The organism is Peribacillus sp. FSL M8-0224, assembly GCF_038003055.1.
Lineage (GTDB): Bacteria > Bacillota > Bacilli > Bacillales > DSM-1321 > Peribacillus > Peribacillus frigoritolerans.
The window spans coordinates 1,649,402-1,663,198 of the sequence record NZ_JBBOOJ010000001.1 but is presented as its reverse complement, the minus strand read 5'-3'; the positions used below and the strand labels follow the sequence as shown (position 1 = coordinate 1,663,198).

13 protein-coding genes are annotated in these 13,797 nt (G+C 38.1%); 6 read left to right on the top strand and 7 right to left on the bottom strand.

Annotated elements, in window-relative coordinates; all coding sequences use genetic code 11:
- Window positions 1-465: 465 nt before the first annotated feature.
- Entirely contained in the window at window positions 466-690 is a 225-nt protein-coding gene (locus MKX49_RS08080) for a helix-turn-helix transcriptional regulator (protein WP_034312951.1), read from the bottom strand.
- A 134-nt stretch (window positions 691-824) separates the two neighbouring features.
- Here MKX49_RS08080 and MKX49_RS08075 point away from each other — a divergent pair, with 134 nt between their 5' ends.
- Together MKX49_RS08075 and MKX49_RS08070 are read left to right on the top strand one after the other, a co-directional pair.
- Entirely contained in the window at window positions 825-1,463 is a 639-nt protein-coding gene (locus MKX49_RS08075; protein ID WP_340875992.1) for a LexA family protein, read from the top strand.
- A 242-nt stretch (window positions 1,464-1,705) separates the two neighbouring features.
- A complete protein-coding gene (locus tag MKX49_RS08070; RefSeq protein ID WP_340875991.1) occupies window positions 1,706-1,999 on the top strand; it encodes a DUF2642 domain-containing protein in 294 nt (97 codons plus the stop codon).
- A 605-nt stretch (window positions 2,000-2,604) separates the two neighbouring features.
- Here MKX49_RS08070 and MKX49_RS08065 read toward each other — a convergent pair.
- A complete protein-coding gene (locus MKX49_RS08065; protein ID WP_072272809.1) occupies window positions 2,605-3,294 on the bottom strand; it encodes an N-acetylmuramoyl-L-alanine amidase in 690 nt (229 codons plus the stop codon).
- 686 nt (window positions 3,295-3,980) lie between these two features.
- On the opposite strand from MKX49_RS08065, the gene MKX49_RS08060 reads away from it, so the two are divergent.
- Together MKX49_RS08060 and MKX49_RS08055 are read left to right on the top strand one after the other, a co-directional pair.
- Window positions 3,981-4,895 (top strand): aminoglycoside phosphotransferase family protein, encoded by a 915-nt coding sequence (locus MKX49_RS08060; RefSeq protein ID WP_340875990.1) that lies wholly within the window; start codon window positions 3,981-3,983, stop codon window positions 4,893-4,895.
- 27 nt (window positions 4,896-4,922) lie between these two features.
- Window positions 4,923-5,342, top strand: coding sequence for a CotD family spore coat protein (locus MKX49_RS08055; protein ID WP_340878498.1), 420 nt, complete (start codon window positions 4,923-4,925; stop codon window positions 5,340-5,342).
- A 66-nt stretch (window positions 5,343-5,408) separates the two neighbouring features.
- Here the strand turns inward: MKX49_RS08055 and MKX49_RS08050 are convergent, their stop codons facing one another.
- Together MKX49_RS08050 and dnaN are read right to left on the bottom strand one after the other, a co-directional pair.
- A complete protein-coding gene (locus MKX49_RS08050) occupies window positions 5,409-5,870 on the bottom strand; it encodes a GNAT family N-acetyltransferase (protein ID WP_063592965.1) in 462 nt (153 codons plus the stop codon).
- Window positions 5,871-7,434: 1,564 nt separating this feature from the next.
- Window positions 7,435-8,565 (bottom strand): DNA polymerase III subunit beta, encoded by a 1,131-nt coding sequence (gene dnaN / locus MKX49_RS08045; protein ID WP_340875988.1) that lies wholly within the window; start codon window positions 8,563-8,565, stop codon window positions 7,435-7,437.
- A 266-nt stretch (window positions 8,566-8,831) separates the two neighbouring features.
- On the opposite strand from dnaN, the gene MKX49_RS08040 reads away from it, so the two are divergent.
- Both MKX49_RS08040 and MKX49_RS08035 read left to right on the top strand, forming a co-directional pair.
- Window positions 8,832-9,161 (top strand): DMT family transporter, encoded by a 330-nt coding sequence (locus MKX49_RS08040; RefSeq protein ID WP_340875987.1) that lies wholly within the window; start codon window positions 8,832-8,834, stop codon window positions 9,159-9,161.
- Between the two features lie 15 nt (window positions 9,162-9,176).
- Window positions 9,177-9,524, top strand: a complete 348-nt coding sequence (locus MKX49_RS08035; RefSeq protein ID WP_340875986.1) for a DMT family transporter — start codon at window positions 9,177-9,179, stop codon at window positions 9,522-9,524.
- Window positions 9,525-9,571: 47 nt separating this feature from the next.
- Here MKX49_RS08035 and treR read toward each other — a convergent pair whose 3' ends face one another.
- The 3 genes from treR to treP form a co-directional block, all read right to left on the bottom strand.
- Window positions 9,572-10,285, bottom strand: coding sequence for a trehalose operon repressor (gene treR / locus MKX49_RS08030; protein WP_340875985.1), 714 nt, complete (start codon window positions 10,283-10,285; stop codon window positions 9,572-9,574).
- Window positions 10,286-10,316: 31 nt separating this feature from the next.
- Entirely contained in the window at window positions 10,317-11,987 is a 1,671-nt protein-coding gene (gene treC, locus MKX49_RS08025) for an alpha,alpha-phosphotrehalase (RefSeq protein WP_340875984.1), read from the bottom strand.
- Between the two features lie 81 nt (window positions 11,988-12,068).
- The gene (gene treP, locus MKX49_RS08020; protein ID WP_048685938.1) at window positions 12,069-13,520 is read right to left on the bottom strand and encodes a PTS system trehalose-specific EIIBC component; all 1,452 of its coding nucleotides are present in this window, start codon (window positions 13,518-13,520) and stop codon (window positions 12,069-12,071) included.
- Window positions 13,521-13,797: the final 277 nt, after the last annotated feature.

The following is a 13,797-nucleotide window of genomic DNA, read 5'->3' as shown; positions in this document are numbered from 1 at the left end:
TCTTTTTCATTTTATGAAGACGTGCTTTGAGAGGAAAACATGCTGCCAATTCACGAAAATAGAGTACAAGCCCTTATCCTGCAAAGGATAAGGGCTTGTTCATCCAGATTAACTTTTCCTTCGAATTTGCCATTGTCCATTTGCTCCTATTCATGGTGTTTAGAAGTCCGCCCTATACATTAAGTAAATAATTTTCTTTCACAGCAATTGGCTGACATTTTTGGAATCACTGTATCAATCGTATATTTGCACAAGAAGTTTGGATTTGTACACCTTTTACTACATACAGGTATTTTACAAATGTTCTAATGTCAGCAGCTCCTATGCAACTTCAAAAGAATTAATTTCCCTTTCCTCTTTGTTCCCCTTCTTTCCATCGTTACTTGAATCTTGTCCTATGGAAGTCAGGATTTTATGGATTCAAATGGCCAATCTGTTGAGGAAATGCTTGGTACAATTGAACTTTCAACTACATTTGAAGTGTAGGTCAGGGTCAAAAAAAATGATATCGTCAATCGAGAACCCTACACATTCAGCAAATAAATAAGCCTTATCGATTCGCAAAGGAATCTTATATTGCTCATAGTCAATGTAAGTCCTCTTGGCCATCTTCAGCACTTTAGCCATTTCATCTTGAGTTAATCCTTTATACTTCCTGGCTTGTTTAAGTGTGAACTTAACGCTTGTCATATCTTGTCACCACCTATCTAAAAAAATAATATCACACTTGAAGTATAGTTACCAACAATTTTTCGCAAAATTCACGCACTTTACGTTTACTCACTTTCACTCATAGTGTATATTCAAGTAAGAGGTGAAGAAATATGCACATTGGTGAACGGATTAAAATGTTAAGAAAAGAAAGAAAAATGACACAAGAAGATTTGGCAAATGTATTAAAAGTAGCTCCTACGGCAGTATCAGCTTGGGAATCCGGACGGAATAAACCTTTAATGGATAAATTGAGCATGATGTCCACTTGTTTTGAAATACCGCTATCCCACCTCATTGAAGGAGCGCCTATCGTTAGAAATAATCCTGGAATGGAATTCCTAAATGAAAAGAATGTAAGATTAATTGGTGTCTACGGAAATATCCCTGCTGGAGAGCCTAATTTCACCAACGAATATATAGAAGCCTATATGCCGACATTAAATTCGATGCTTAAATCGGATAAAGAATATTTTTTCCTTAGAGTGAATGGCAATAGCATGAATAAAGAATTCAGAGACGGATCATTGATTCTCGTTGAAAAAACAACCTACCTTGATAACGGGAAAATTGGAGTGGTCTTGATAAATGGACACGATGCTACGGTCAAAAAAGTGAGAATCAATGAAGAAAACATCATACTCACTCCCTGCAGCACGGATCCTTTTTATGAAGAAAAAACCTACAACATAAAAAATGATAGAGTCCGTATTTTAGGAAAAGTGGTTCAAGCCATTAAAATATACGATTAATATCCAACTCGAGGGTTTCATACGGAAAGAAAGTAAAATAAATGAATAATGAGCAGCCATACATAGATTCAATTCATACAGTTTTTATCAACTTAATTGCTGTTGCATTTTAGGTACAAGCCATCATGGTTTGTGCTTTTTAGTATTGTTCTTTTATTTGTCTTTACATAAAATCCTTTTAATTTGTGTCAGCCCATAAAAAAAAAGGCATACCTTACATTAATAAAGGAGTGGAATAATTCATGCGAAATTATCCATATGGAAGCCAAGATAACGTATTTATGCCAGGTCATTATGCGTGTACGAGCAACTTTCCGCAAACGATGAAAACTTTATCACCGACTTATACAATTCCCACAGAACCAGTTCTCTTTGACCATCTAATGATGAATTTAGGTAAAACGATCACTATCGTAACAATGAAGGAATCATTAAAGGGCAAACTTACCGGCGTCGCTATTGATCACCTGCAATTATCAATCGGCGATTTAAAATATCATATCCGTTATCCCCAGATTACTTATTTCATTGAGTGAATGTATTTGGAAACTTTAGTAGGGGCCATTTTTAGTATATTTTCCTTTCATGCAAAAGAATAAAATTGTTTATATCGGGTAATAAAATCATCATATTTTTATAATGCGGTTCACAACCCCCTATAAGAATCTTATAATTGAAGATAAGCATTTGCCTCTGTAGCTCTAGAAGGGAAGAGCGCCGGAAAACATTGTAGCCACCGGGTCGCAAGGTAAGGGTTTCAGAAGCACCGAAAAGCAATTACGCTGAGGCAGGTGGAATTCCTGCCGGTGAAAATCCGTAGGGAAGCGTGTTCTCCCCTAGCCTATGCTTACGAAAGGAGTGCGGGTTCGAATCCCGTCAGAGGCTTACTTCCTGAATAATGCGATTATATATACTCACAGAAAGTGACTCCAAATTGCACAAGTCCACTTTGGCCTTCTGTGTAAATTATTTTCCCCTTGCATTCCTCCCGCTTTTATCGAAGGACCGAATCAGGATGGCAGAATGTACAGTTTTTCATTACATGCATATTCCTGAATCAAAAAGGCCCCTCTCTTTTTGAGAAGGGCTTACTGCGTGGTGTGCTTCTGGAAATTATAAATAATTATTAATTATTAATTATTCATTTCACCCGCAATTTCTGGTTAACCGTAATGGTGTACTGACTGTCAAGACCGTTCCAATCTTTAATTTGCTGAACCGTACTGCCATAAGAATTGCTTAAGGAATATACTGTATCCCCACTAACGACAGTGTGGTATACAGCTGTACTTTTCTTAGTTAGATTGAAGCATTTAACTAAACCGTTTACATGTCCGCGAGCCAGTGATTCGATAAAGGATGACGTTTTCAACTTTGCTGCGTCATTTACATTATCGATAAATCCATTTTCAGTCAGGAGTGCAGGCATGTCCGTTTCACGGAGTACATATAAATCTCCTGTTTTTTGTCCTCTGTCCTGGATGTTGATAAGCTTCATGACCTCTGAATGAATATGATCTTGATACGTTTTCGTTATCTGGTTAGTGGACGTATAAATGTAATCCTCGTACCCAGTTCCGCCGCCGGCATTAATGTGGATGGAGAGAAAAAAGTCAGCTCCCCACGCGTTCGCTGCATTCGTACGATCGTTTAAGGAGGGGTAGGTATCTTGGGTCCTGCTCATTTTCACAGAAACGTTATTATATTCTATCAATAAGATGTCTTTGATTCGAGTTGCAATGGATAAAGTTAAATCCTTCTCTCTCAATCCATTCCCGACCGAGCCTGGATCCGTACCGCCATGGCCGGGATCAATAAATACTTTCACCATTTCTATCACCTCTATTAATCTTATGTTACGTATTAACAAATGCTTGTACACGTAACTATCGGATTAAAGAAATTCTGCCGTTCTCAAAAAAATACACCCCCTAAAGGTGTAGTGGCATTATTTGATGATATTCGCCCAATGAACGGGAATTCTTTGAAAAAGACTTTTTCTATTTTTTTACATTCGCATCAGGAATTTTTGGAGAATAAGCAATCTATAATCAAAGGAACAAGAAGATTGAGAAATATTAAGAAAAGTCAACATTAACACAAATTTATCGGTTTTTGGTTTGTTTTATTTATCGCTTCTGCGCACTCTTTAATTGAGTCAATCACTATAGTCGGTTCTGATAATTGCGGAAAATGTCCACTCTTTTCAGCGACACTGTGTTTGCTGTTTCTTGTCAATGAAAGTAATGCCATTAATCAAAACTATATTGGGTTTGCCGTTTCCACTAATATTATATTGTAGCGTCCCTTTCGCAGTTTCCACCTTATATTTTTCTATTTTCAATGTCAGCACCACACCTCACTTTGTTTAGATTAATTCACGTGTGTAACAAGCTATTGGTTTCATTTATAAAAATTGCTAAATGGATTCTTTGAATTTTTTACGAAAGCTATAGAAAATGATAATGTGAACTTTCATTCCTAAACATTGTACAGGATTTTAAAAGGAGAGATCGTATGATAAATGAATATGATAAGTTTGAACAATTAGTTAAAAAGTTGGATCAAGGAAACATGCTAATTCGCGCATGGGAATTAATGGGCGGAATTTCTGCAAATGTGACAGGACTGGAAATATTACAATCGTCAGGGCGTATCGTAAAAATGATCGTTCGTCAGCATGGTGATAATGACTTGAAACGGAATCCAAATATTGCTTCATATGAACACAAGCTCTTAGGGATATTGAAAGCTGCCGGTTTGCCTGTACCAATGCCATATTACTTTGAGCAATCCTGCGAGATATTTTCCAAGCCATGCATACTTATCGAGTTTATTGAGGGTAAGTCAGAATTCACCCCCTCAAATCTTAATGATTATATCTTGCAATTGGCAATCAATCTAGCAAAAATCCATCGTGTTAATTGTGCAGATTTATCTTTATCATTCATGCCTAAACTGGAAAATACATATGTCGAGATGTTAAATAATAAAGATAGGGTAATCCTGGACGAAACATTAAATTTGAGCTTGATTAGAGATCTGCTGAAATCCTCCATGCCCCTACCCTCCATGAATAAGGAAGTGATCCTTCATGGTGATTATTGGCCAGGAAATATATTATGGAAAGAGGATAAACTAGTTTCCATAATTGATTGGGAAGACTCAGGTTTAGGGGACCCTTTGACTGACCTTGCCAATAGTCAACTCGAAATTTTATATCATTTTGGAATGCAAGCGATGAATGACTTCACCAATCAATATAAATTCATGATGCCGGAGGTGAATTTTACTAACCTACCCTTCTGGCAATTATTTGCCGCATTACGGTTATCTACATTTCCCGAATGGGGCTTGGAAAAAAGCAAGGAAAATAACTGGCGGAAAAGACACAAGTCATTTGTTCGTGAAGCGATTAACCGAATTCGGTAAATTAATGTTTATTCATTTTTTTTGAAAATGATTGAAGGATCTGATATGCCCGTAATTTTTGATAAAGGCATTTATACCAGTCCCTTTATCATTTATTTTCATAAACTAATAATGACTTTCAAAAAAATCCCAGGAGGTGTTTACATGTATAATAAGCTCTGGGGGCATCCGAAAGGCGGTCAATGTCCACAACAATATTGCCCACCTCACAGAATGCCCACTCAATATAATCCATCTCAAACCTCCCCGACCAAGCAATATGTTAAAACCAATGTCATTAACACTGTTATTCCGGTTTTTCACCCGACACATACAACAACCGTGAATAAACACTTCAACACCTATATACCGCATACCCGAAGTATCGTAAAAGAGTGTTATTCACAAAGTTTTGTTTGTGGAGTACCTCAACCCCCCAGTTATTCGAGGAGAATGTTAAGATATTAATTAAAAAAACCCCGAATCGGGGTTTTTATTAATTCCTTCAACCTCTTGAATTGAGTTACAAAGGATTTACAACTGTCTGAATGCAAACTCCCTATACTTTTTAAAATTTTGTTTCTTATAAAACTCTTTTGCTGCCATGTTTTCAAACCAATAATCCAGTTCAATTAAATCTATATCATTCTTTTTAGCAATATCATAGACCTCATTCATTAGTTTTTTACCGTAACCTTTATGGGTTTGACCTTCAACGATACTAAGCTGATGCACATATACTGATTTATACTCATTTTTAAAAGCACTTTCAGGATAGTTTTTAATTTCAATCCATGCGTAACCAATTGGCACTTCATGTTCTTTTAAAACTAGAAAAACAAAATTATCATTTTCAACCAAATTTTTAAAAGTTTCTTTCATTGCATTATAATTATATTCCTTAAAATACTTAGGATATAGTTTTGCATGCAGATTGTGAACATTTCGATTTAATTTTGCAATTACTTCATGATCCCTGGATTGACTTACATACATAATTATCCCCCCTGCCTATACTATATTACAATCAAGCAACGTCCATATTCCAAATGTACAACAATCCTAGCCACTATCTGATAAATTCATTCCAAAACATCAGTTCCACCAAACCTACTTTAGTTACTTCAAACGCTTCGCCACCACAAGCTGCTGGCAATGGATCACAGACAACTTGCCTAAATGAAGGAACATTAATCTTATAAAAGCAGATGGAGCTTCTGATGAAACGCTTACGGCTTATTCGAAAGCCAAACTTGTCTGCCGCTGGCTTTCTTAACGCAACCTATGAATTGTACTTATTATAAGGAATCCCATTTTCATAGGATAACGTCAGCCAAGTGAAAAAGGTATCGGAAACAGTTAATGAGCGAAAAAAATATTACGGAGAGAATCTTCTTAATGTCCTTGCATATGTAATAGTTGAATATGTGAGTTCAAGCACGATAAAACACGATCCTTCCTTCTTGAAAGCGGATAAGGGTCATGAGCTTTACAACTTAAAAGCGTGACCCTTTCCTTCCTGCACGGTTTGATTTTGTACATTCGAAATACGTGTTATGAAGGGTTGCTAGTACACTCTAAAAGTGGTTACCTATTTCGCACTAGAGAACATTGTTTAAACGCCAATATGGATGATATTGCGTTGATTTTTTTACAGTTGGGTATACCTTAAAACGGAGCCATATAATCATGCCCGATTAACCAAAAACTTTTGTTAAGCTTTGATTTAAGGGTCTTTAGTTGAATAAGTAGTAAAAAGGGGGCTTCATACAGAAGATCCCTTCAGATTGTGGACAAACTCGATGAAAATCGAGTTTGTCTATTTTTATGGCTTGTACAATTTGGACGTTGATTGGAACGTAGGGCACTCGCTTTCCGCGGGCGGTCGGGGAGCCTCCTCGGCTCTCGCCTGCGGGGTCTCCCCTAGACGCGCTTTTCCCGCAGGAGTCTCGAACACCCGCTCCAATCAACTTTGTCTTACCTTTTAGATAGAACACTTTTGCCTAGATTCATTTTTGTTTTAAAATAGAAGTATTAATGAGGATGCTTTCTATACATGATTCTATTCAGCGAGATCAACTTGAAATGATTACTTTAGATCAACTGGGGACACTGAAAAAAACACGTGAAGCGCAACTACTTCCGGGAAAACTTCAGCTTGATCCCTTTGCGTTTAGTAGTTGAGCTTCCTCTTAAAGGAGTATTTTACCCATAGTATATGAAATTTTAGCAGTTGGAACACATGAATATTATATATTCTATCGAGGTATATCTTAAAATAAACTATGTCTTTACAAAGGTTCTTCAAACTGTCGACAGGTTTTTCCATTCAATTGATGGACGGATGTATTTGGCTAGATGAAAGGTTCTACCTTTACCTTCGAGATCAAGTTGCCGGCCTTACACCAAGAATGAAGACCCTTTTTCCTATCACTATGAATATAATGGGTCCAGATTTTACAGGATCTCTTTTTCTTGGTGATTGACCGTTACCATATCTTCGACCTGAAGTAATAGGCTGTTGCCGTTCCCCCGTTATTCGTTTCTTAGACTTTGTTCCTCAGTATGCTCTCACTGGTGATATAAGATGACGATAGGAGGAATTATCGCTTGGCTCGATTAAGACAGGTCTCATTGGACCGCCAAAACTTAGCTTTACCTCGTTTTCTTTTATCGCTTTTAAGGCATCCAATAAAAAGCTTCCATCCAGTGATACACTTAACCCCGCCTCACCTCTGATTGACTTGATGCTTTGCGTTTCTTCTATTTTCCCTAATTCCGATGAATTAGAAGATATCCTTAACTTACTTTTATCTAGGATTTCTATAAGTACATTGTTATTTCTCCATTCACTTGCAAAAAGGCAGGCCCTATCAATACCCTTTAATAGTGTTTTGGTATCCACGGTGATGATCGTTTTCAAATCTTTTGGCAGCAATTCTGATACATTCGGATAATTACCTTCAATCAGCCTTGAAAAAAGTGATATATGATTTGTTTGAAAGACGATATAGCGTTCTGTGATGAAAATATGTATGGTATCCGCTTCATTATTAAATAACTTGGTTAACTCATTAAGGCTTTTACTTGGAATGATGAAAGACCCAGTCACCTTCGATTCCAACGGAAGTTCTCTTAACGCTAACCGATGGGAATTCGTTGCAACACAAGTAAGCTTGTTTTCCTTGATAGACAAATTGACTCCTGTAAGTAGAGGTCTGGTCTCGTTTTTAGACACGGCAAACGCAGTCTGTTTTATGATTTCCAATAATTCAACACTTGGGATATTAAAATAACCAGCTCCATCTATTTGAGGAATATTTGGGTATTCCCCGGAATGTAGTCCATTTAGGTTCATGACTATTTCATTTGATTTAATAGTAACTGATTGATTTCCGTTCAGCTTTACATGGATGACATCAGGTAATTTTTTGACGATTTCACTTAAATATTTGGCTGATAAAACAACCGTACCCTTTTCAAAAACCTCCAATCCTGATACACCATCAATCGTTAAAGGAATGGTTTTTTCAATGACAATATCGGAATTACTACCAAGAAGGGTTAAGCAATCGTCATTAGCCACTATCTTTATTCCTGATAAAATGGGTATTGCCGTTTTTATGGAAACGGCATGGCTGACATCTGAAATCGCCTTATTGAAACATTCTTTGTTTATTATAAATTCCATGAAATTCGTCACTCCTATATAATCGTTAAAGGAATCTTTCGACAAAATACCTGTTCAACCCTCTTTTTATGTTCCTATCAGGTTGGAGGAAGCGACTTATTGTATCACTTTCAGTCTAAAATTGAGCGTAAGTGGATATTTTCTGCCATGACAGAAGATATGTGACTGACTATAGGTGGTATTGGTTTAATATGAGTCCTTTAGATGTTAAGATTCTTGGGGGAAGAGATTGAAAAATAGTAATCAATATTTAGGAGGAGTTCATCTTGAATCCTTATGCATTTTTGGCAATTGCCATCCTAAGTGAAGTGTTTGGCAGTTCGATGTTAAAAGTATCAAACGGGTTTAAAAGGTTATTCCCTTCCATTGGTGTGGTTATTGGGATGAGTTTGGCTTTTTATTGCCTGTCATTATCTCTGATAACCATCCCGCTTGGAACGGCTTATGCCATTTGGTCGGGAATAGGCACAGCTTTAACTGCTTTAGTGGGAGTTATCGTTTATAAAGAAAGCTTTAACCTGAAAAAATTTTTAGGTTTAGTCCTGATCATTGGCGGAGTGGTTGTATTGAAACTCTCTAGTGAAGGCACTCATTAATTCGGAGGTAACAATATGAAAGGATACATAGCTTTAGGAATTTCAATCATAAGCGAAGTATTTGGTACGACCATGCTTAAACTGTCTGAAGGCTTCACTCATTTATTCGCTACATTTGGGGTTATGATAGGATTCGGCATTGCATTTTATAGTTTATCTGTTTGTCTTAAAACAATTCCATTAAGCTTAGCATACGCCATTTGGTCAGGAATAGGCACAGCTTTAACAGCATTGATTGGCGTGCTTTTATGGAATGAGCCATTTAGTATCATTACATTAGGCGGCTTAGTATTAATAATTGGCGGAGTGGTTTTACTAAATGCTTCCCATACCTCCAAACAAGCGGAAGGAGAATCAAACTAAGTTTGACTCTCCTCCTCTCCCCGCTCATTCAAAAATATTAGTAGACTTCACCAAGTTCTCCGTGCAAAGTCCGTGAACTTGAATTTATCGGGTCTATGCCTGGATTCGCTATACTGAAACAAGCTTCCATCGATTAAATGGACTGTACTTTTCACAACTGCCACCATATCGAAGTCTTCAATGTCCAATAATTGTTTATCTTCTTCACTGCATGGCTCCACGGTAATTTCCTTATTTGAAAAACCAATCTGGAGCCCAAGTTCCTTTTCGATATATCCATAAATCGAATCCTCACAAATTTCCTTTGTCAGGTTGTTTACGAACTCGCTTTTGAAATAGTCTTTGTCCAGTATGATTTTCTTCCCATTGATTTGCCGTATCCGGAAAACCTTCCATACTTTACCACCATCAGTTAAGTCTAGAAGCTTGGCCATATTGGAGTCGGGGGTCTCAAGCTCCAACTTATGAATGATCGTTTTGGAATGCAAATTCAACTTTTCCACCATTTCTTTATAGGAAATCAACCCTGCTACAGGAAAATTAAATTTGCTGAAATCCAAGACAAATGAACCCTTGCCTTTGACTTTATGGATATATCCATTTTGTTCAAGCAACTGTAAGGACTTTCTCACAGTATCCCTGGATATGTCATACTCTTCCATGAAGCTGCTTTCGGAAGGAAGCTTTGAATTTGTCGGAAAGGTTCCTTCTTCAATTTTTGAAACGATATCACCATATAGCGATAGATATTTGCTGTTCATTTCATCACCACAATATATTTTTCTTAGTCTGCTACTCGTCCTTTTTCAACAAATAGACAACCGATTCATAGGGACGGAGGATAAAATCACCTGCAAGTTCTTTCGAATCGATATAGTTTGAGAGCAGGAGCTCTGAGTTGTACCCGGATAGGTCAATATCCTTTGGAATTTCGAAGGACGCTTCTTTTGCATAAAAGTTATTGATGACCAAAAGTTTCTCGTTTTCATAACTGCGTATATAAGCGAACAAAGCGTCATGGTCGCCAAGAATTTCCTGATAGTCCCCATATGCAATGATATCATGTTTCTTGCGTAAGAATATAAGTTTTTGGTAATGATGAAAAATGGAATCCTGATCCATCAGTGCGTGTTCAGCGTTGATGTTCTTAGCATGATCAGGCACCGCAATCCATGGCGTCCCTTTTGTAAAGCCTGCATGCTCCGTATTTTCCCACTGCATGGGAGTTCGCGAGTTATCACGGGATTTAGCTTGAAGGATTTCAATAATTTCCTTTTCATCCTTGCCTGCCTCTTTTAAAATATTATAATAATTAATCGATTCCACATCCCGGTATTGTCCAATATCATTGAACTTCGGGTTGGTCATCCCTATTTCCTCCCCTTGATAAATATAAGGGGTTCCCCTAAGCATATGAATGGCTGTTGCCAGCATCTTGGCAGATTCGTTATGATACTCTTGATCATTCCCGAACCTGGATACAATCCTCGGCTGGTCATGATTGCACCAGAACAGGGCATTCCACCCATTTCCTTCTTGCATCCCATATTGCCAGCTGCTTAAGATTTCCTTTAACTGCCTGAAGTCAAAATCTGCAAGTGACCACTTTTCCCCGTCCTTATAATCCACCTTTAAATGATGGAAACTGAATACCATGGACAGCTCCTTTTCAACAGGAGATGAATATTTGATGCAATGGTCAATGGTCGTCGATGACATTTCCCCTACTGTCAGCACCTCATCATCCTTCCCGAAAGTTTCTTCATTCATCTCTTTGAGGAATTGGTGAATCTTGGGACCGTCTGTATAAAAACATCGTCCATCTCCATTTTTGTCATTTTCATAGATGTCAGGTTTCGAAATAAGATTGATGACATCCAAACGGAATCCTTTGACACCTTTATCCATCCAGAAGTTTACTACATTGAAAATCTCCTGCCTTACTCTGGGATTTTCCCAGTTTAGATCAGCTTGTGTCCGATCGAACAAGTGAAGGAAGTATTCATCATGTTCCGCTACATATTCCCATGCAGGGCCCCCGAATTTCGAAATCCAATTGGTAGGGGGCTCTCCATCTTTCGATTTCTTGAAAATATAATAGTCCTTATATTCTTTATCTCCAGCCAATGCTTTTTGGAACCATTCATGCTCTGTTGATGTATGGTTTAATACCATATCAAGCATGATTTGGATATCCCGCGAATTCGCTTCTTTCACCAGTCTTTCGAAATCATCCATCGTCCCAAAAACAGGATCAATGGATGTATAATCGGCTACATCATATCCATTATCATTTTGCGGTGAACGATAAAAAGGGGTGAGCCAAATATAATCCACTCCCAGTTTATTCAGATAATCAAGTTTTTCAATAACACCATTTATGTCCCCGATGCCGTCACCGTTCGAATCCTTAAATGATTTAGGATAAATTTGATAGATGGTACTTTTTTTAAAATCCTTCATTGTAATTCCTCCTCTTCGATTCCCGATGTATCTTTCGTAAGTATCGTAAAAAGGAGGGAGAATGCTTCTCCCTCCGCGTTATCAAGCATTTAATTTCGTTGTTTTCGTTCTAGTTTTCAAGTTCATTTTAGGACGTTTGGAGAATGCTATAGTCAAAATGAACGGCACAACGAAAGCAACCAACATCGCTAGTGCAAACATCCCCATATGCTGCGGCTGGATGGATAGGATACCTGGGATCCCTCCAACACCGATTGAGTTTGCCATTACTCCAGACCCGACTGAAACGATGCCTGCAAAAAGTGAACCGATCATACCGGCTAAGAACGGAAAGCCGTATTTCAAGTTAATGCCGAACATGGCTGGCTCAGTTACACCGAGATAACAAGAAATCGTGGCAGGTATGGATACTTGCCTTTCCTCCTGGTCCTTTCTGTTAATGTAAATCATCGCAAGCACTGCTGTTCCTTGTGCAATATTGGATAACGCGATCATCGGCCATAGATTCGTACCGCCAAGTTCACTCATAAGCTGAAGATCGATTGCGTTTGTCATGTGATGCAGGCCTGTAATGACAAGCGGTGCATAGGCAAAGCCGAAAACGGCAGCAAATAGCCAGCCAACTGATGAAGTCAATCCGGAATATACAATCGTAGAAATGACAGAACCGATTTTCCAGCCTATAGGCCCCAGAATGGTATGGGCAATGATTACAGTTGGAAGTAAAGCGAAAAATGGAACGACGATCATGGAAATGGAATTATGCACTTTATCTCTCAAGAACCGTTCTAAATACGCCAAGACAAACCCTGCAAGTATCGCTGGGATGACTTGGGCCTGGTAGCCGATCATATCGACCTGGGCAAAGCCGAAATCCCAAAAAGGAATATCACTTGCCTTTGTATTTGCCACTGCATATGCATTAAGAAGCTGTGGGGAAACCAAGGTCAAACCAAGGACGATGCCGAGAATCTGAGTCGTGCCCATTTTCTTCGAGATCGACCATGTAATCCCAACAGGAAGAAAATGAAAAATTGCTTCACCTATCAGCCAAAGGAAGGCGTGTACCCCTCCCCAAAATTGTGAAATATCCACAAGGGTCTTTGTGCTGTCATCGAACATTTTAATATCGCCAATGATATTGCGGAATCCAAGAATGAGTCCGCCAACGACTATGGCAGGAATCAGCGGGGTGAAAATATCCGCAAGATGTGCAATCATACGCTGCAGCCAGCTCATATTCTGTTTTGCTGCATTTTTCACATCTTCTTTTGACGCTTCCTGAAGTCCAGCTATGGAAACGAATTCATTATAAAACGATGATACTTCGTTCCCGATTATGACCTGGAACTGACCAGCTTGTGTAAATGTTCCTTTTACAAGCTTAATCGATTCGATATTCGTTACATCCGCCTTGGCGGGATCTTTCAACGCAAAACGCATCCTTGTTGCACAATGCGTAACCGTCGCAATATTTTCTTTCCCTCCGACATGTTGGAGCAAATCCGTTGCTGGTTCTGTGTATTTACCCATTCCAATACTTCCTTTCCCTAGAAAGCAAAATAATTGTTTTTATAACCTGTACGTATAGGTTCTGTATACGCTTTCATATTATCCTGTACGTACAGGTTATGTCAAGAACTTTTTCCCTGACTTTAAAAGAATTGATTATCATGGACTTTCATTTACGATTCTGTTCTTGCTCATTTGGATTTTGATAGCATTCATATTATCCGTAATTTAAGACGAGTAGCTGAAAAATTCAGAAATAAGGTATAATGTAGATATAACCACTCAATTAATATTTTAA